The 18430-nt window shown below is 59.6% G+C and carries 15 protein-coding genes; 10 read left to right on the top strand and 5 right to left on the bottom strand.

The annotated features are described in order from the left end of the window. Positions 1-308: 308 nt before the first annotated feature. From hisC to SIB38_RS21210, 3 genes are read left to right on the top strand one after another with little or no spacing between them, the layout of a single operon-like run. Positions 309-1394: a histidinol-phosphate transaminase gene (gene hisC, locus SIB38_RS21220; RefSeq protein ID WP_294112975.1), complete on the top strand. Its 1086-nt coding sequence runs from the start codon at positions 309-311 to the stop codon at positions 1392-1394. Then, the gene (locus SIB38_RS21215; protein ID WP_294112977.1) at positions 1391-2314 is read left to right on the top strand and encodes a prephenate/arogenate dehydrogenase family protein; all 924 of its coding nucleotides are present in this window, start codon (positions 1391-1393) and stop codon (positions 2312-2314) included. The genes hisC and SIB38_RS21215 overlap by 4 nt, the downstream gene beginning before the upstream one ends. Continuing rightward, complete coding sequence (locus SIB38_RS21210) at positions 2311-3150, top strand: extensin family protein (RefSeq protein WP_294112979.1); 840 nt, start codon at positions 2311-2313, stop codon at positions 3148-3150. The genes SIB38_RS21215 and SIB38_RS21210 overlap by 4 nt, the downstream gene beginning before the upstream one ends. A 9-nt stretch (positions 3151-3159) precedes the next feature. Here SIB38_RS21210 and SIB38_RS21205 read toward each other — a convergent pair whose 3' ends face one another. Beyond that, positions 3160-4158: a DUF2125 domain-containing protein gene (locus SIB38_RS21205; RefSeq protein WP_412550991.1), complete on the bottom strand. Its 999-nt coding sequence runs from the start codon at positions 4156-4158 to the stop codon at positions 3160-3162. A gap of 70 nt (positions 4159-4228) precedes the next feature. Between SIB38_RS21205 and SIB38_RS21200 the strand changes: the two genes are divergently transcribed. The 3 genes from SIB38_RS21200 (at position 4229) to SIB38_RS21190 (ending at position 8300) form a co-directional block, all read left to right on the top strand. Then, a complete protein-coding gene (locus SIB38_RS21200; RefSeq protein WP_294112981.1) occupies positions 4229-4753 on the top strand; it encodes a gamma-glutamylcyclotransferase in 525 nt (174 codons plus the stop codon). A 94-nt stretch (positions 4754-4847) separates the two neighbouring features. Then, positions 4848-6080, top strand: coding sequence for a biopolymer transporter ExbB (locus SIB38_RS21195; RefSeq protein WP_294112982.1), 1233 nt, complete (start codon positions 4848-4850; stop codon positions 6078-6080). Between the two features lie 3 nt (positions 6081-6083). Then, on the top strand, positions 6084-8300 hold the full coding sequence (locus tag SIB38_RS21190) for a peptidoglycan -binding protein (protein ID WP_294112983.1): 2217 nt from the start codon (positions 6084-6086) through the stop codon (positions 8298-8300). Between the two features lie 5 nt (positions 8301-8305). Here the strand turns inward: SIB38_RS21190 and SIB38_RS21185 are convergent, their stop codons facing one another. From SIB38_RS21185 to gloB, 3 genes are all read right to left on the bottom strand, one after another. Further along, on the bottom strand, positions 8306-9268 hold the full coding sequence (locus SIB38_RS21185; RefSeq protein WP_412550990.1) for a M23 family metallopeptidase: 963 nt from the start codon (positions 9266-9268) through the stop codon (positions 8306-8308). Further along, on the bottom strand, positions 9268-11595 hold the full coding sequence (gene clpA / locus SIB38_RS21180; RefSeq protein WP_294112985.1) for an ATP-dependent Clp protease ATP-binding subunit ClpA: 2328 nt from the start codon (positions 11593-11595) through the stop codon (positions 9268-9270). The genes SIB38_RS21185 and clpA overlap by 1 nt, the downstream gene beginning before the upstream one ends. A 223-nt stretch (positions 11596-11818) precedes the next feature. Next, the gene (gene gloB, locus SIB38_RS21175; RefSeq protein ID WP_294112986.1) at positions 11819-12586 is read right to left on the bottom strand and encodes a hydroxyacylglutathione hydrolase; all 768 of its coding nucleotides are present in this window, start codon (positions 12584-12586) and stop codon (positions 11819-11821) included. 61 nt (positions 12587-12647) lie between these two features. Here gloB and SIB38_RS21170 point away from each other — a divergent pair, with 61 nt between their 5' ends. Beyond that, a complete protein-coding gene (locus tag SIB38_RS21170; RefSeq protein ID WP_294112987.1) occupies positions 12648-13394 on the top strand; it encodes a class I SAM-dependent methyltransferase in 747 nt (248 codons plus the stop codon). Positions 13395-13402: 8 nt separating this feature from the next. On the opposite strand, the gene SIB38_RS21165 is transcribed toward SIB38_RS21170, so the two are convergent. Continuing rightward, positions 13403-15001: a hypothetical protein gene (locus tag SIB38_RS21165; protein WP_412550989.1), complete on the bottom strand. Its 1599-nt coding sequence runs from the start codon at positions 14999-15001 to the stop codon at positions 13403-13405. Positions 15002-15434: 433 nt separating this feature from the next. Between SIB38_RS21165 and SIB38_RS21160 the strand changes: the two genes are divergently transcribed. Genes SIB38_RS21160 through SIB38_RS21150 form a run of 3 tightly spaced genes read left to right on the top strand, consistent with a single transcriptional unit; the run spans position 15435 to position 18418 of the window. Next, entirely contained in the window at positions 15435-15995 is a 561-nt protein-coding gene (locus SIB38_RS21160) for a F0F1 ATP synthase subunit delta (protein ID WP_294112989.1), read from the top strand. Then, a complete protein-coding gene (gene atpA, locus SIB38_RS21155) occupies positions 15995-17533 on the top strand; it encodes a F0F1 ATP synthase subunit alpha (RefSeq protein WP_294112990.1) in 1539 nt (512 codons plus the stop codon). Before SIB38_RS21160 ends, atpA begins: the two co-directional genes overlap by 1 nt. A gap of 12 nt (positions 17534-17545) precedes the next feature. Continuing rightward, on the top strand, positions 17546-18418 hold the full coding sequence (locus SIB38_RS21150) for a F0F1 ATP synthase subunit gamma (protein ID WP_294112991.1): 873 nt from the start codon (positions 17546-17548) through the stop codon (positions 18416-18418). The last annotated feature ends 12 nt before the right edge of the window (positions 18419-18430 follow it).

The following is an 18430-nucleotide window of genomic DNA, read 5'->3' as shown; positions in this document are numbered from 1 at the left end:
CTGCTATGTTGGTCTGACGAGGGCAAAGTCGCAGTGCGCCTAACGCGCGCTGGAGGAGCGCAGCCATGTGGGCTGCGTGGTGCGAGGTGTTGCCTCGTGCCCTGAGAGATATTGAGTAAGAAGAAGCGGAGGCGTGCCGGGCATGCCGCCGACGGTGCGCTTGGGGGAAGGGTGGACATTTTGTCTACGTGACGCCCGTTTGCAACAGCCTGAGGGGATTTGTTGAGGCAATTCCCCGCGTCACCGGCTTCCTGTCTTTCCAAGCCTCGGGTGCCTCGCTAAACAGCAGGCAACGAGGGAGTAACGTGATGTCACGAATAGAGCCGCAGCCCGGTGTCATGGATATTGAGTTGTATGTGGGCGGCAGCGCGTCAGTGGACGGCGTCAAAGACGTTGTGAAACTGTCGTCAAATGAAAACCCGATGGGATGCAGTGAGGCAGTGACCGACATGCATGCCAAGACCGGGTTGAACCTGCATCGCTATCCCAACACTGACCACGCCGAGCTGCGCGCCGCGATTGCCGAGGTTCACGGGTTGGACGCCAACCGCATTATCTGTGGCGTGGGCAGCGATGAGGTGTTGCAGTTCATCACCCAAGCCTATGCCGGTGTGGGTGACGAGATTGTGTATCCCGAGCACGGCTTCTCGATGTATCCGATCCTGGCCAAGATGGTGGGCGCGACGCCGGTTGTGGCAAAAGAGCGCGAGCGGGTTGTGGATGTGGATGCCTTGCTGGCGGCCTGCACTGAAAAAACCAAGATTGTGTTTCTGGCCAACCCGGCCAATCCAACCGGCACAATGATTGGCGGCAATGATCTGGCACGTTTGGCCGATGGTTTGCCTGAGGGCTGTATTCTTGTGCATGATGGTGCCTACACAGAATATGTGCAGGGGTTTGACGGGGGCGCGAGCCTGGTGGAAGCGCGGGACAACGTGGTGATGACGCGGACCTTCTCCAAGATCTATGGTCTTGGCGGGTTGCGTGTGGGCTGGGGCTATGCGCCTCAGGCGATCATCGATGTTTTGAACCGGGTGCGGCAGCCGTTTAACCTGAATGACATCCAGATGAAGCTGGCCATGGCTGCTGTGCGCGATCAGGAATGGGTCGCGAAGTGCCGGGCGGACAACACACGTTTGCGGGCCTGGCTGGCTGAGGCGCTGATGGAGCACGGCGTGCCGTCTGACACCTCTTGCACCAACTTCATTCTGGCGCGGTTTGCCGATCAGGCCGAAGCGGAAGCTTGTGATGACTACCTGAAATCCCAAGGGCTGATTGTGCGGCGTGTGGCGGGCTATGGCCTGCCAAATTGCCTGCGGATCACTGTGGGAGATGAGCCAAGCTGCCGCCGGGTGGCGCATGCGATTGGCCAGTTCAAGGACGGCGCGCGATGAGCACACCGGTTTACAACCGCGTAGCCCTGATCGGGTTGGGGCTGATTGCCTCCTCGATGTTCTGGGCGACGAAACGCGGTGGACTGGCCGGTGAAGTGACCGGGTTTGCTAAGTCTGAGGCCTCGCGGGAAACGGCGCGGCGCATTGGCCTGTGTGATCGGGTCTGTGACAGCGCGGCAGAGGCTGTGGCGGATGCAGACCTTGTGGTGCTCTGTGTGCCGGTGGGCGCGATGGGGCCGGTGGCCAAGGAGATTGCGCCACATCTGAAAGCAGGCGCGACCGTCACCGATGTGGGCTCCGTGAAGCGCGATGTAATTGAGGCGGTTGCCCCGCATTTGCCAGACGGCGTGCATTTTGTACCGGCGCACCCTTTGGCGGGGACAGAGCATTCCGGGCCGGAGAGCGGGTTTGCCGAGCTGTTTGACAACCGTTGGTGTCTGTTGGTGCCGGTGGAAGGAAGTGATGCGGAGGCGGTGGCACAGCTCCGAGCGCTCTGGGAAGGCATGGGCGCCAATGTGGATGAGATGGATGCGGATCACCACGATCTGGTGCTGGCTGTGACCAGCCACACGCCGCACCTGATTGCCTACACGATGGTTGGTGTGGCCGATGATCTGCGTCGCGTGACGGATAGCGAAGTGATCAAATACTCGGCGGCGGGCTTTCGGGATTTCACCCGGATTGCGGCATCTGACCCGACCATGTGGCGAGACGTGTTTCTGACCAACAAAGACGCGACGCTGGAGATTTTGGGGCGCTTCACCGAAGAGCTGTTTGCGTTGCAACGGGCGATCCGCACCGGCGATGGGGACCATCTGCATCAGTATTTTACCCGCACGCGGGAAATTCGCCGTGGCATCATTGAAGCGGGCCAGGATACGGCCGCGCCGAACTTTGGCCGTGAGGCGCCCAAGACGTGAAGCGGGCGGCGGCATATCTGGCGCTGATCGCAACCTTTGGCACCGGAGCGTTGAGTGCGGTGCAAGCCAATGCGCCAGAACGCAGTTTGCGGCCTGTTTTGCGGGTTGTGTATCCGGTGGCTTTGCCAAGCTTTGCGCCGGATCGATCCTTGCGACCTAGGCTGCGGCCCGGTTCCAATGCGGCGACGGTAACCCGCGTGGCGGCTGTTGCTCCCGCTGCGGCGGCGACCGCGGCGGCCATCGAGATGGCCGATCCGGAGCCGGTGCGCGTGACGCGGGCAGAGCGCAAGGCGCGCAAAGCTGCGGGCATTGGCAAAGTGTGTCGCAACAAGCGCCTGATTGGCAAAGAAGTGCCGCCGGTGCCCGGTAAGCTGCGCGGCTGTGGCATTAAAAAGGGCGCGATCAAGCTTTATGAAGTTGACGGTGTGAAGCTGTCGACGCCGGCGGTGATGACCTGTGACACGGCGAAGGCGCTGGAGAAATGGGTTGGTAAGGGGCTCAAGAAATCCGTGCGCAGTTTTGGCGGTGGGGCGAAAGAGATCAAGGTGGCGGCGGGGTATTCCTGTCGCACGCGTAACAATCGTCCCGGTGCGAAAATAAGCGAGCATGGTAAAGGCAAAGCGATTGATATCTCTGCCATCCGGCTCAAAAATGGTGAGAGCATTTCGGTTTTGAAAGACTGGAACAACGGCAAGAAGGGCCGCATCCTGAAAAAGATGCACAAGCAGGCCTGTGGGCCGTTTGGCACGGTGCTTGGCCCCAATGCGGACCGCTATCACAAAGACCACTTCCACTTTGACACCGCGAAACATCGCGGCGGGCCGTACTGCCGGTAAAATCCTCGCTTAGCGCAGGAAAATGCGCGGGGCCGGGCCGATGGGCAGCGGGCCGAGCTTAGTGGCGCCGTTTGCGAATGTGAGTGGAATGTCGAGTTCGTTGGCATTGCCAGACAGTTGGGCGACGAAGCCTAGGGCCTGCTCAATCGTATCAATTACCGACGCCGGAATTTGGCCGGAGTGGCGGGCGACGTTGAAAATATCGCGCCAGTTGACGGCGCGAATGGTGACTTCGCCAGTTGGAAAGCCAGAAGTGTCGATGGTGACCTGACCCGCAGCGTGCAGTTGTAGGTCGCCCCAGATGACTTCCGCCAATGTGAGATCAAGCGCTGTTGGTTGGGGCCGGGACTGTTCAATGGCCGTGCGATCCCATGGGCGGTCAAAGCTGGCAGTCAGATCAGCGCGGAAGCTGGAGAAATTGCGCGGCAGCTCGATGCCGTCGGGCAGGGCAAACCCAGCCGGTGGCGTGAGCGCGTCGGCTTTGAAAGCCAAGCGGTAAGTACTGGCGTCATTTTCGTCGCGGTGCATGGCGAGGTTCACCGCGCTGGCCGCCATTTGCCAATCGGCGCTGGAGGTGATGCCAAGGCTTTCAATGGCGACATTGGTGCGGTTGAGCGTGAGATCGGTGCCGGGATCAAGCACAAGCGAGGCGCGCATGTCGCCGGTGGTCACAGTAAGCTTTTCGCCAGGAATGGCGAGGGTTTGGCGGTCTGGCCAGACCGCAATCACATGGTGGGGGCGGTATGTGAGCGCGTGCATGTTGAAAAATGGCGCCTCCCAGGCGACGCCGGTTTGCGGATCCGCCAGCGTGAGGTTTTCAAAGGTGCTGTCCAATCGGCTGGGGAAGCCTGAGACGGAAAGATCATCATATTCCGCGACCCAGCCTTCGGCGCGACGGTCTTCGAACCAGTCTGGCAATGCAGACGAGAGCGCCATGTAACCAAACAGCCAGAAGCCGGACCAGCCAAGCGCGGCCAGAACGATCAGTCGAAACAGCAATTTCATCATGGCTTGGGCCTTTCTCACAGAGTCGGTTTGGTGTTTAACGGCGCAAAGCCAGCAGGACCAGAGGCAGACTATGTGGGTATTTGGATACGGATCGCTTTTGTGGAACCCCGGATTTGAGGTGGCAGAACAGGCGGTGGCGCGGTTGGACGGCTGGCACCGGAGTTTCTGTATGCGTTCGATCCACCATCGCGGCACGGTCGAGGCGCCGGGGTTGGTTTTGGCCTTGGATGCTGAAGTGGGCGCACACTGTCAGGGGCTGGCGCTGAAAGTCGCCGAGGGGCATGAGGCGCGCACATTGGATTACTTGCGTGAGCGGGAGTTGGTGAGTTCAGCCTATCTGGAAGAAACCTTGCCGCTGACGCTGCGCGACGGGCGTGATGTGGAGGCGGTGACCTATGTGATTGACCCTGACCACGTGCAGTATTGTCACCTGTCACTGGACGAGCAGGCGCGGATTATTTCCACCGCCGTGGGCGGGCGCGGGCCAAACACGGAATACCTGCACAATACGGCCAGCCATCTTTTTGAACTGGGCATAGAAGATGCGGATCTGAAATGGCTGTCCCAAGAAGTGCGCAGATTGACCACAGCGTAAACGCCGCCACGGCAGGCGCGGTGAAATTCCTTGGCAGCGCAGGGACATGGCAGTAGGGTGAGCACAGAAAAACAAAGCGTCAGGACCCATCTGAATGGATCAGCCGGACCGTACCGTCGAGCCGAAATTCTCTAAGCCCACCTTCCAGATTCTGCAGATGCTGGTCGTCTTGGGGCTTGTTACTGCTGTAGGCTATGTGGCCTTGCCGCAGGTCTTGCCTGTGTTCACCGCAAACCCAGAGTTGAATGGCTTTATCTTCTTTGTGTTTGTGCTTGGTGTGGCAGCGACCTTTGGGCAGGTGTTGTCGCTCTTCCGATCTGTGCGTTGGATCGAAGGCTTTGCAGGGTTGCGCGAAGGCCATGACGCCAACTCACCGCCGACTCTTTTGGCGCCGCTGGCGAGCCTGCTGCGTGAGCGCGGGGCGCATGGGCAGATTTCGTCGACATCGGCGAGTTCGATTTTGGATTCTGTGGCCACACGTGTGGACGAAGGCCGCGAGATCACGCGCTACATTGTCAACCTGCTGATTTTCCTTGGCCTTCTGGGCACCTTCTACGGGCTGGCGACCACTGTTCCAGCGGTGGTGGACACAATTAAGAGCCTGGATTTGGGCTCCGGCGAGTCCAGCATCGACGTGGTGAGTCGCCTGATGGACGGCTTGGAAAGCCAGTTGGGCGGCATGGGTGTGGCCTTTGCATCGTCCCTATTGGGTTTGGCCGGATCGCTGGTGGTGGGCTTGTTGGAGCTGTTTGCGAGCCATGGGCAGAACCGGTTTTACCGCGAGTTGGAAGAATGGCTGAGCTCGATCACACGGGTGGGTTTCTCCACCGGCGAAGGTGAAGGCGGCGACATTTCGGTGCTGGGCGCTGCGTTTGAGCATATGTCCGGACAGTTGGAACAGTTGCGCCAGACCATGGTGGCTGGAGGGACTGCGCAGGGTAGTGGTGACACGGCAGCCTTGTCGGAAGCGATGCATCGGATGGCCGATCGGCTGGACGCGCAAGACACGGCGACGCAGGCACTGTTGCGCATTGCCGAGGGGCAGGAGCGTTTGATTGCGCAGCTGTCCGATGGTGGCGGTCTGGACGGGGGCATGGATGCGGAGAGCCGGATGCGGCTGCGCTCCATCGACGTGCAGATGCTGCGCATTCTGGAAGAGATTTCTGCCGGTCGTCAGGAAAGCATGACCGAGCTGCGCACCGAGTTGAACGGAATTGCCCGTGCATTGCGCCGGATTGGCAAAGCGGCGGAGGGCGAAAGCTCTGGCCCCGTCACCAAGGTGCAGTTGAAACGGCCACCGGCGCCCAAAGGCGGCAAGGAGGGCTAAGCCATGGCCCTGTCCCGACGCACAGGACAACGGTTCCAAGCCAGCATCTGGCCCGGGTTTGTGGACGCCATGACCGGGCTATTGCTGGTTCTGATGTTTGTGCTGACGATCTTTATGATCGTGCAGTTTGTGCTGTCAGAAACCATCACCGAGAAAGACACCGAGCTAAACGCGCTGCAATCCGAGGTCGCGGCCTTAGCGGATGCCCTGGGATTGGAGCGCACGCGCACGCGGGAGTTGGAAACCGAGATTGGCGGGCTGACGGCCACCTTGGGGGATCGCGACACGCAGCTGCGCGAGCAAGACGCGCTAATCTCGGCCTTAACGGCGACACGGGATGCGCAGGCGGCGGCCTTGGATGCGGCGCGAGCGCAGATCACCAGCTTTGAGGCGCAGGTGGCGACTTTGTTGGCGCAGCGGGATGACGCGCGGGCCGATATTGCAGCGCTCGAAGGCGAACGCGACACGCTGATCGATGAGCGCGAGGCGTTGAACTTGGCGTTGGCGCAAGCGCGTAGCGAGATTGATGCGGGCGCGGAGGCGGCTCGTTTGGCGGCGGCAGAAGCTGACGCGATGCAGGCGTTGATTGACAGCTTGCAGACTGAGGTGGCCGACGGGAAGTTGCAGATTGATGCGCTGGCGGCCGAGGCCGATCAGTTGGAGAGCGCGTTGACCGCGGAAGAGCAGCGGCGTTTGTTGGAGGCGGCGGCGGCAGAAGAACTGCGCAAGCGGCTTGAGAACGCAGATGCGGAGCTGACGGCGATGACATTGGCGCTTGAGGCGCAGCGCAAAGAGGCCGAGGACACGCTAACCTTGTTGGCGGCGGCAGAGGCGGCGCGCGATGATCTGGACCTAAAGCTAGCGGCGGCCTTGGTCGAAGGGCAGAACGTGGATGCGGATTTGGCGGATACCGTGCTGAAACTGGCGACGGTGGAGACCGAGCTTGAGACCCGTGAAGGCGAGCTCGCTTCGGTGAAGGCAGAGCTGGCGGCGGCGCTCTTGGGGCTTGAGGAAAACCGGCGCACGGTGAGTGAGTTGCAGAGCCAGTTGGTGGCCGAAGTCGCCGCGCGGGCGACGGCTGAGGCACAGGTTGGTGAGCGGCGGTCTGATTTGCAGGAACTTGAGGCGCAGTTGACGGAGGCTTTGGCGGCCAAGTTGGCGGCCGAAACCGAAGGGGCCGAGGCGGCGGCGAAGGCGGACGGTCTGGCGTTGCAGGTGGCCGATTTGGAAGAACAGCTTGCGGCGGCGGTTGCGGCGCAGGTTGAGGCGGCAGAGGGCGGCTCGTCCTTGCGGGAGCGGCTGGCCACGGCGCTTGCGGCAAAGCTCGCGGCGGAGCAGAAGCTGCGTGACACGCTGAATGTGGAAGAAGAGCTGGCCAAAGCGCTGGCGGCGCAGAAGGCGGCGGAGAACGCGCAGGCAGAGGCGTTGACAGAAGCGGAGCGACGGGACGCGTTGCTGGCTGAGGCGAATAAGGCGCTGTCGGAAGAAGAGGCCAAATCGGCCGAGAGCCTGCGCCAGATTGCGGCGCTGAACCAGCAAATCGCAGCGTTGCGCAATCAGTTGGGGCAGTTGCAGACCATTCTGGACGACTATGCGGAACGTGATGCGGCGTCGCAGGTGCAGTTGGAGGCGCTGGGATCAGATCTGAACGCGGCCCTTGCGCGCGCGGCGGCGGAAGAGCGTAAGCGGCGGCTTTTGGAAGAGGCGGAGCGTATCCGGCTGGAGCAGGAGAAGATCGCGTTGGAGAACCAGACCAAGGATCTGGAGCAGTATCGGTCTGAGTTCTTTGGGCAGCTGCGCAGCCTGCTGGGCGCGCAGGAAGGGGTGCGCATTGTCGGCGACCGCTTTGTGTTCTCCTCCGAAGTGCTGTTCCCGCCCGGCGGGGCGGAGCTGTCGTTTGAAGGCCAGGCGGAGGTTGCCAAGGTGGCGGGCATCTTGCAGAGCGTGATTGACGATATTCCGAGCAACATCGATTGGATTTTGCGGGTGGATGGCCACACGGATGACGTGCCGATTTACGGTGGGGCCTTTGCGGATAACTGGGAGTTGAGCCAAGCGCGGGCGTTGTCCGTGGTGCGCTACATGATCGACGTACTGGGTCTGCCACCGGCGCGGCTTTCGGCCAATGGGTTTGGGCAGTACCAGCCGGTTGATCCCGCCGACACGGCAGAGGCACGGGCGCGCAACCGCCGGATCGAGCTGAAGTTCACTGAGAAATAATCGCTTTATTCGACCGTCAGGGTAATGGCCTGATGGTCGAGCTGTGCGCCGTCGCGGGTGATGGTGATCTCGCCATGGTAGATACCTTTGGGCCAGCCGCCCATGGGAGTGCGCTTGCCGCCGGCGCGGAAATACTGCGCCTGGGATTTTTCCATAACCGTGATGTGCTCAAACACTTTGCCTTGCGGGCCGGTGATCGTGAGCCGCATCTCATCTTTGGGCAGGCTGCCAAAGGCGTAGCCAAACAAGACCAAGGCCTTGGCTTGTGATGGCATGCGGTTCCGCCCTGCCATACCGGATTTCACGGAGGCAAACTTGGGAACGCCGACCTCAAAGCCCACGCGGATCAACCCGCCGCCAACATAGGAGATGTCATCTTCCCAAAGTGTTTCGTAGTTTTCGCCGCAAACGCCCAAGCGGTCCGGCGCAAAAGGGTCAACAACGCGGTTGCCGTCGCGGATGGAGATGTGCAGGTGCGGGAATTGCGTGCGGCCAGAGAGCCCGATTTGGCCAAGCACCTGTCCACGGGCGATTGTGTCGCCTTGGGAGACTATCACGGAGCCCTGTTTCATATGGCAGTACTGGCTGACCCAGCCGTTGCCATGGTCAATAGAGACGCCATTGCCACAGTCTTTGCCGTTGAGTTTGGGGATGTCTTCGGTGGCGATGACCTTATCGACCATGCCGTCCCGCGTGCCCAGCACCACGCCATCCGCGGCTGCGAGCACATTGACACCGTCGTCCATGGCGTCAGTAGAGGGCAGGGCAAAGTCGGTGCCTTTGTGGCCATCATATGCCAGCGGGCCGCAGGTGTGGTCGAAATAGCCGTCGCCTTCGTTGTGGTCGACGTAGTTCTGAATAAAGCAGGTTTCGCCGAGTTCGCAGTCCACGGGCATCGAAAACGTTGGCGCGCCCGCAGCCGGGAAAGCTGCGAGCGCGCAGATCAGTGCAAGACTGTTTTTGAGCATCAGTCCGCCGTCAGAAGCGGTGGCTTGTCGCCGGTGATGCGTGGGTTGTCAGGGCCAGCCAGATCCAGCTCCAGATTGCCGTTTTTGACCTTCACCTTGACCACGCCACCTTTGGCAAGCTTGCCAAACAGCAGCTCTTCGGCCAGCGGCTTTTTGATGTGCTCCTGGATCACGCGGCCTAGCGGGCGGGCGCCCATCTTGTCGTCATAGCCTTTGTCGGCGAGCCACTGTGCGGCCTTTGGGGTCAGCTCGATGGTCACATTGCGATCCATCAGCTGTGCTTCAAGTTGCAGCACAAACTTCTCGACCACGCGCAGGATGACCTCTTTGGGCAGAGGCGCAAAGGAGATCACCGCGTCCAGACGGTTGCGGAATTCCGGCGTGAACGTGCGCTCGATCGCGGCGGTGTCTTCACCTTCGCGGCGGTCACGGCCAAAGCCAATCGCTGCTTTCGCTTGCTCAGACGCACCGGCGTTGGAGGTCATGATCAGAACCACGTTGCGGAAGCTCACGGTACGGCCGTTGTGATCGGTCAGCTCACCGTTGTCCATCACTTGCAACAAGATGTTGTAGACGTCGGGGTGGGCTTTTTCCATCTCGTCAAGCAGCAGCACACAGTGCGGATGCTGGTCCACGCCGTCGGTGAGCAGGCCGCCTTGGTCAAAGCCGACGTAGCCGGGAGGTGCGCCAATCAGGCGGGAGACCGCGTGCTTCTCCATGTACTCAGACATGTCAAAGCGCAGCAGCTCCACACCCAGCGTGTCCGCCAGCTGTTTGGCGACTTCGGTTTTACCCACACCAGTTGGACCGGCGAAGAGGTAGTTGCCGATGGGTTTCTCAGGCTCGCGCAAACCGGCACGGGCCAGTTTGATGGCGGAGCTGAGCGACTCGATGGCGTCGTCCTGACCAAACACCACGCGCTTGAGGGATTTTTCCAGATCCTTGAGCACTTCGGCGTCGTCCTTGGAGACGCTTTTTGGTGGGATGCGCGCGATTTTGGCCACAACAGCCTCAATCTCTTTCACGCCAATGGTCTTGCGACGCTTGGAGGCGGCCACGAGATGCTGCGCGGCGCCGGCTTCGTCGATCACGTCGATGGCCTTGTCCGGCAGCTTGCGGTCGTTGATGTAGCGTGCGGAAAGCTCCACAGCGGTTTTGATCGCATCGGCAGTGTATTTCACGCTGTGATGCTCTTCAAAATACTCTTTCAGACCTTTGAGGATCTTGATGCTGTCCGGCACGGTCGGCTCGTTCACGTCGATTTTCTGGAAACGACGGGAGAGAGCGCGGTCTTTCTCAAAGTGCTGACGGAATTCTTTGTAAGTGGTGGAGCCCATGGTGCGCAGCTTGCCGCCCTGCAAGGCAGGTTTCAGCAAGTTGGACGCGTCCATTGCGCCGCCAGATGTGGCGCCAGCGCCAATCACGGTGTGAATTTCGTCGATGAATAGTACGGCGTCCGGGTGATCTTCCAGCTCGGTCACGACTGCCTTGAGACGCTCCTCAAAGTCGCCGCGATAGCGGGTGCCCGCGAGCAGCGCGCCCATATCGAGGGAATAAATCGTGGTTTGGCTCAGAACCTCAGGGATTTCGCCCTGAACAATCTTGCGGGCCAGACCTTCGGCGATGGCGGTTTTGCCCACGCCCGGATCACCCACCAAAAGCGGGTTGTTCTTGCGGCGGCGGCAGAGGACTTGGATACAGCGCTCGACCTCGTGGTCGCGACCGATCAGTGGGTCCACGTCGCCTTTGTTGGCTTTCACGTTCAGATCGACGCAGTACTTGGCTAGTGCGCTTTCTTTGCCATCGCCACCGTCGGCGGTGCCTTCGATGCGCTGTTCTTGCTCATCGTCCGCGCCGCTCACAGGGCGGGTTTCGCCAAAGGCCGGGTCTTTCGCCACGCCATGCGCGATGAAGTTCACCGCGTCATACCGGGTCATGTCCTGCTCTTGCAGGAAGTAGGCGGCGTTGGATTCCCGTTCTGCAAAGATCGCAACCAGCACGTTGGCACCGGTCACTTCGGTGCGGCCAGAGCTTTGAACGTGGATCGCGGCGCGTTGAATCACGCGCTGGAACGCAGCCGTTGGCACGGCCTCGGAGCCTTCGATGTCGGTGACCAGATTGGACAGGTCATCGTCAATGAAGTCCTCGAGATCCTTGCGCAATTCGTCGATGTTCACGCCACAAGCCTGCATCACGCGCAGGGCATCGGGCTCATCCAGCAGCGACAGGAGCAAGTGCTCCAGCGTGGCAAACTCATGCTTGCGCTGGTTGGCCTGCGCGAGCGCGGCGTGAATGGCTTGTTCTAGTGAGTTCGAAAATGACGGCACGGTGTGACTGCTCCCTCCGGGTTTCGATGAAGGCGGGTGGGCCTGCCTTCACATTAGGGTCTTATGGTTAAAGTTTGGTCGATTGACGGCGGTCTTCAAGGACTTTCTGCAAAATTTGATACAGATTTCGCTCTATTCAGCCTCTGGTTGGGTCACTCTCTCGTGAGCCGCCGTCCCGATGGGCAAGTGTGTAAAGGGGTTACGCCTACCTGAAGGTGTCGGATCAAAAGTTGTCTTTGCGTTTGCGGACTTCGGTAAAGACGTCCACGGGCGCAGCGCCTTCCATGCCGAGGGCCTTTTGCAGGGCGGGATCTGCACTGCGCAGGAAAGGGTTGGTTTGTTTTTCCAAACCCAGGTTGGACGGCACGGTGGCGATGCCTTTGGCGCGCATGTCGGTGGTATCGGAAATGCGTTGCGCCACGGCTGCGTTGTCTTCCCCGAGGGATGCGGCAAAGGCGCCGTTGGACGCGGTGTATTCGTGGCCGGAGCAAACGGTGGTGGCGTCAGGCAGGGCGGCAAGTTTGCTGAGACTGGCAAACATTTGCGCCGGGCTGCCTTCAAACAGGCGACCACAGCCCATGGCCATCAGGCTGTCACCGGTAAAGACGGCGGCGGTGTCGGGGAAGTGGAAGGCAATGTGGCCCACGGTATGGCCGGACACGTCAAGGATGGAGACGGTTTCGTCGGCAAAGTCGAAGGTTTCACCCTCACTGACAGCCAAATCGAGGGCGGGCAGGCGGTGTGCATCTGCTTTGGCGCCAATCACTTTGGCCGGGTGCGCATCAAGGATGTCGGGCAGGCCGTCGACATGATCCCAATGGTGGTGGGTCAACAAGACGTGGCTGAGCGTCCAGCCACGCGCCTTGAGTTCGTCCAGAATGGGCCCGGGCTCAGGCGCGTCGACAAGGGCGGTGGCGCCGGAGGCGGCATCATGGATGAGAAACGCGTAGTTGTCGGACAGGCATGGAATGGTGACAATCTGATGGGGCATGGAAATCCGCCTCTGCATTGTTATGTTAGCTCTAGATTTGCTGATCGGGGAGCCGGGTGCAATGCATCTTGATGTGCAGGATCTTCGAAATTTCTACTACCGTAGCACCTTGGGGCGCGCGGCCCAGAAAGCTGTGCGCGATGAGATCCTGGAGCTTTGGCCTGTTGCTGAAGCTAAAGGGCAAACCGTGGCCGGGTTTGGCTTTGCCGTACCGCTGTTGCGGCCATATTTGCCGGAAGCACGGCGGGTGATTGGTCTGATGCCGGGGCCGCAGGGTGTGATGCCTTGGCCCGCAGGGATGGCGAATGTGTCAGTGCTCTGTGAGGAAACGCTTTGGCCGCTGGACACCGGGCGTGTGGATCGGCTTGTGCTGATGCACGGGCTGGAAACCAGCGAGCGACCAAGTGATGTGTTGACTGAGGCGCATCGGGTGCTTGGGCCCGGGGGGCGTGCGCTGTTTGTGGTACCGCATCGTACTGGCATGTGGTCCAGCAGTGACAAAACGCCTTTTGGCTTCGGACGTCCGTATTCTGCGGGGCAGTTGGAAACGCAGCTGCGCCAGCACGGATTTATGCCGGAGCGTCATCGCGCAACCCTTTATCAACCGCCGAGCCACAAGAGGTTCTGGCGTAAGACCGGTGCACTTTGGGAAAGCATCGGCAAAACCGTGTCGCCGGTGATGGCGGGCGGGGTGCTGATTGTGGAAGCGAGCAAGCGTGTGCACGCGCCAACGGGACCGGGCGTGTCGGCGCGCGTGAAGAAACCACTGAGCGTGTTGAATCCCAAACCGGAGGTGGCTCCGGCTTAAGGCAAGACTTATGCGGCGCGAAGGATTTCCAGTCGCGGATCTTCCTCGGCGATGCCAACACCGGTGTCAAAATCCTCTTCCATGATCTTGAGCACACAGACGTTGCCGACAAAGATCTCGGAATAGGCCACCTCAAAGCCGTTGCTGTAGGTGTGGTTCACCACATCCACGTCACCTTCCATATCCGCTGGGATGTTGATGGTCAGGTGGTTGCCGGTAAGCTGTTTGAGCACTGCAGGACCTTGCTCCATGGCGTTTTCATGCAGGTTCAGCACCAATGTGTCGTTGCCCTCACCGCCTTCAACATAGTGGCCCATGCCAAAGGTGATGGTGTCGTCGCCCTCGCCGCCAATCAGCGCGGTGTCATTGTTTTGCACGAGATCCGCGGTCAGCACGTCATCGCCTTCACCGCCAAACAGCTGCGTGACGCCGTCATTGGCTTCAGTGACCTCGATGCTGTCGTTGCCTTCCCCGCCGTAGATCAGGTGGGAGCCATCGGTGATTTCAACGCTGTCATCGCCGTCTTTCAGAACTGTGGCGGAATTTTCGCTGAGCGTTAGGTCGTCAGCGTCATCGGTGCCTTCTGTAGGTGTCAGGCCAAAGACGCGGTGGGCGTCAGCGTCGCCGGTGTCCGTTTCATTGTGCTGGCTGTCCGGATCAAACATGCTGGTGAGTTGCACATCGCTGGTGTCAAATTCCGTCAACCCTTCCAGACGGACGGTGCGGGTTTCGACGTTGTCTTCGTTGAGCGGGTTGGTCCAGCTGAAGTGTACATCGACATAGCCGCCGTCCGGATCCTCGGTGGTGGTGACTTCTGGTGTTGGCAATTCGTCCACGTCGTCAAAGCTTGGCTTGGCTCCGATGTCGAGCAGCAGCATGTCTTCGTCCGGGTCAAAATCCGTGATGGTGGCGATGATCTGGTTGTCCTCTTCATCTCCGTCGCGGATGGCTGTCGCGCCGTCGATGTCAAAGGCGTAGACGTCTGCGCCTTCGCCGCCGGTCAGGATGTGGGACACGGTTTCTTCTGGCAGGCCAGACAAGGGTTTCATGATGAAGGTGTCGTCGCCGTCACCTCCGTCTGCGGTTGCCGCGCCGTCGTCGGCTGAGTTGTTGTGCTTCAGGAAGAAGGTGTCATCCCCGTCACCGCCAAAGCCAGAGGCCGCGTCGGAGATATACATGTAGTCTTCGCCGTCGCCGCCAAAGCCCTCGGCCTCACCGCCCAGGGTGAAGACGTCGTTGCCTTCGCCGCCGAGGATCATGCCGTCGCCAAATGATTTCAGGGTGTCGTCGCCTGCGCCAGCGTCGATGTTTTCTTCGCCGTGGGCGTAAAGCGTGTCGCCGTTCTCAGTCCCAAAGAGGTTCGGGCCGTCCAGTTGCGCCTCGTCATCGGAGAGCTCAGGGTCTTCCAGCGCTTCCGCTTCGCCGGTTTCCGGGGTGCCCAGCATCTCCACAAGATTGGCGGCCTGCTGTGCTTCGGATTGCATCTCGTCGGTTTCGGAATCGGTGTTGTCCCTGACCGGATCTTCCCCCACCTCTTCTTCGCCTACGTCGACAAAAGCGGTGGCTGCGCCGAGGCCCAGCAACGACAGTAGAATTAATGGTCCCATGATGTCCCCACACTTAGAATCAGGTCCTAGACCCCCACCGCTTCATAAGGGCCGATGAGCATTGAGAATGTGTTGACGAGGGGCGGTTTGAACCGGGGAAAGCGGGGGGTGGTGGGCTTGAAGTAGGAAAAATTGTCTCTACGTCAGGTTTTTGTCAGGTTCATTTTGCAGCCGGGATTCGAGAAAAACGGATGTTTGGGAAACACTTTTTGACCCAGAGTTAACAGGCAAAGGGTCGCACTTTGCTCAAAGCCTTGAAAAACAGGGCTTTCGTGTAATTGGCGATTACATCAAACATTGTTGCTAGCTGAGCAAGCCTCTGCTACACCCGCGACGGATTTTAACGCCTCGTTAGTCCCGAGGTAATGAAACGTCCTTGCGCGATGCATACAATTGTATGCCGAACGTGAGGCCAGCAAGCGGAAGGGTGGACGTGTCCGAACCAGCTTCGATCTCCTCCGGCATTGCAGAACGCTATGCCGCCGCGGTCTTTGAGATCGCACAAGAGAACAATGCGCTGAGCGAATTGGAAACCAGCATCGACGGTCTGGGCGCGGCACTTGCCGACAGCGCCGAGCTTGTTGATCTGATCAATTCGCCGCTGATCAGCCGCGAAGAGCAAGGTGCTGCGATCTCCGCAGTGGCAAAGAAAATGGGTGTGCAGGACGTTCTCGTGAACGTGCTGGGCCTGATGGCTGAAAAACGCCGCCTGTTTGTTCTGCCACAGCTGATCGAGCAACTGCAGGCAATGATTGCCGAGAACAAAGGCGAAGTGACCGCGGATGTCACCACCGCCAAAGCTTTGACCAAAACCCAGAGCGAAAAGCTGGCAAAAACGCTGGCAGCACGCGTGGGCAAAGATGTCAAAATCAACGCGACCGTCGACGAGAGCCTCGTGGGCGGTCTTGTAGTTAAAGTGGGCTCGAAGATGATCGACACGTCGATCCGCTCCAAGCTTGCTTCCCTCCAGAATGCAATGAAAGAGGTCGGATAATGGGTATCCAAGCAGCCGAAATCTCTGCGATCCTTAAGGAGCAGATTAAAAACTTTGGCCAAGAGGCCGAAGTGGCCGAAGTCGGCCGTGTGCTTTCCGTCGGTGACGGTATTGCGCGCGTCTACGGTCTGGACAACGTTCAAGCCGGTGAGATGGTTGAATTCCCTGGTGGTATTCAAGGCATGGCGCTGAACCTTGAGAACGACAACGTTGGTGTCGTTATCTTCGGTTCTGACCGTGACATCAAAGAAGGCGACACTGTTAAGCGCACCAACTCCATCGTGGACGTGCCAATCGGTGAAGGCCTGCTGGGCCGCGTTGTTGATGGTCTGGGCAACCCGCTGGACGGCAAGGGTCCAATCAAAGCGGAAAAGCGCGGCGTTGCAGACGTCAAAGCGCCTGGCATTATCCCACGTAAATCCGTTCACGAGCCAATGGCGACCGGCCTGAAGTCCGTTGACGCGATGATCCCAATCGGCCGTGGCCAGCGTGAGCTGATCATTGGTGACCGTCAGACTGGTAAGTCTGCTGTGGCTCTCGACGCGATCCTGAACCAGAAGTCTTACAACGAAGCCGCCGGCGACGACGAAAGCAAGAAACTGTACTGTGTATACGTTGCAGTTGGTCAGAAGCGCTCCACCGTTGCGCAGCTGGTGAAGAAGTTGGAAGAGTCTGGCGCAATGGAATACTCCATTGTTGTTGCAGCGACCGCTTCCGAACCTGCGCCTCTGCAGTTCCTGGCGCCTTACGCCGCGACCGCGATGGCAGAATACTTCCGTGACAACGGCAAGCACGCGCTGATCATCTATGATGACCTGTCCAAGCAAGCTGTTGCTTACCGTCAGATGTCCCTGCTGCTGCGCCGCCCACCAGGCCGTGAAGCGTACCCAGGTGACGTTTTCTACCTGCACTCCCGTCTGCTTGAGCGTTCCGCGAAGCTGAACGAGGATTTCGGTGCTGGCTCGCTGACCGCGCTGCCAATCATTGAAACTCAGGGTGGCGACGTTTCCGCGTTTATTCCAACCAACGTGATCTCCATCACCGACGGTCAGATCTTCCTGGAAACCGAACTGTTCTACCAAGGTATCCGTCCTGCTGTGAACACCGGTCTGTCGGTATCCCGTGTGGGTTCCTCGGCGCAAACCAAAGCGATGTCTTCGGTTGCGGGTCCGGTTAAGCTGTCTCTGGCTCAGTACCGCGAAATGGCTGCGTTTGCGCAGTTTGGTTCCGACCTTGACGCCGCAACCCAGCAGCTGCTGAACCGTGGTGCACGTCTGACCGAGCTGATGAAACAGCCGCAGTACTCCCCGCTGACCAACGCGGAAATCGTCTGCGTGATCTTCGCAGGTGTGAACGGCTACCTCGACAAAATCGAGCTGAGCGACGTTGCACGCTTCGAAGAAGGTCTGTTGAACTTCCTGCGCAGCCAGAAGGCCGACCTGTTGGCATGGATCACCGACGAAGATCCTAAGATCAAAGGTGACGCCGCAGACAAAGTGAAAGCCGCGCTGGACGAATTCGCAGCTGACTTTTCATAAGGGGTTCGGACAATGCCTAGTCTGAAGGACCTAAAAAACCGGATCGAGAGTGTGAAAAACACTCGTAAGATCACAAAAGCCATGCAGATGGTTGCCGCGGCGAAACTTCGCCGCGCGCAGGAAGCTGCTGAGCAGTCGCGCCCATATACAGAACGGTTTAACGCCGTTCTGTCCGGGCTCGCGGCCTCGGTTGGCGGCTCCGAATCTGCACCGAAGCTGCTTGCAGGCACCGGAAGCGATCAGACCCACCTGTTGGTGGTGATGACCGCGGAACGTGGTCTGTGTGGCGGTTTCAACGCAAACATCGCTAAGTTGGCACGTGCGAAGGCTGAGGAACTGAAAGCCGCGGGCAAAACCGTCAAGGTTCTGACCGTTGGCAAGAAGGGCCGTGACGCCATCAAACGTGATTTGGGTGATGACTTTGTAGGCCACGTTGACCTGACTGAGGTTAAGCGCGTGGGTTACGATGACGCTCAGGGCATTGCCCGCGACATTCTCGTACGCTTTGACGCGGGTGAGTTTGACGTGGCCACGATCTTCTACGCGAAGTTCGTGAACGTTGTGAGCCAGATCCCAACCGAACAGCAAATCATCCCGGCCTCTTTCGAAGAGCAAGCGGATGGCGCAAGCACTCTGTATGACTACGAGCCCAGCGAAGAGGCCATTCTGGCTGACCTGCTGCCGCGCGGTGTCGCGACACAGATCTTTGCAGCGCTGCTGGAAAACGGTGCCTCTGAGCAGGGCGCGCGGATGTCCGCAATGGACAACGCTACCCGCAACGCAGGCGACATGATCGACAAGCTGACCATCGAGTTTAACCGCTCGCGTCAGGCTGTGATCACCAACGAGCTTATTGAAATCATCTCGGGCGCTGAAGCGCTCTAAGAACCGGAGACG

Source organism: Shimia sp. MIT910701 (assembly GCF_047126315.1).
Classification (GTDB): domain Bacteria; phylum Pseudomonadota; class Alphaproteobacteria; order Rhodobacterales; family Rhodobacteraceae; genus Shimia.
The sequence above is the reverse complement of the archived record's forward strand: the minus strand, read 5'-3'. Positions and strand labels throughout refer to the sequence as shown.

Coding starts and splice junctions, on each gene's coding strand:
- SIB38_RS21200 (WP_294112981.1), top strand. CDS start 4,229: ATGTGGGTATTTGGATACGGATCGCTTTTGTGGAACCCCGGATTTGAG.
- SIB38_RS21185 (WP_412550990.1), bottom strand. CDS start 9,268: ATGCTCAAAAACAGTCTTGCACTGATCTGCGCGCTCGCAGCTTTCCCG.
- atpA (WP_294112990.1), top strand. CDS start 15,995: ATGGGTATCCAAGCAGCCGAAATCTCTGCGATCCTTAAGGAGCAGATT.
- SIB38_RS21165 (WP_412550989.1), bottom strand. CDS start 15,001: ATGGGACCATTAATTCTACTGTCGTTGCTGGGCCTCGGCGCAGCCACC.
- SIB38_RS21205 (WP_412550991.1), bottom strand. CDS start 4,158: ATGATGAAATTGCTGTTTCGACTGATCGTTCTGGCCGCGCTTGGCTGG.
- hisC (WP_294112975.1), top strand. CDS start 309: ATGTCACGAATAGAGCCGCAGCCCGGTGTCATGGATATTGAGTTGTAT.
- SIB38_RS21195 (WP_294112982.1), top strand. CDS start 4,848: ATGGATCAGCCGGACCGTACCGTCGAGCCGAAATTCTCTAAGCCCACC.
- SIB38_RS21190 (WP_294112983.1), top strand. CDS start 6,084: ATGGCCCTGTCCCGACGCACAGGACAACGGTTCCAAGCCAGCATCTGG.
- SIB38_RS21215 (WP_294112977.1), top strand. CDS start 1,391: ATGAGCACACCGGTTTACAACCGCGTAGCCCTGATCGGGTTGGGGCTG.
- SIB38_RS21170 (WP_294112987.1), top strand. CDS start 12,648: ATGCATCTTGATGTGCAGGATCTTCGAAATTTCTACTACCGTAGCACC.
- SIB38_RS21150 (WP_294112991.1), top strand. CDS start 17,546: ATGCCTAGTCTGAAGGACCTAAAAAACCGGATCGAGAGTGTGAAAAAC.
- gloB (WP_294112986.1), bottom strand. CDS start 12,586: ATGCCCCATCAGATTGTCACCATTCCATGCCTGTCCGACAACTACGCG.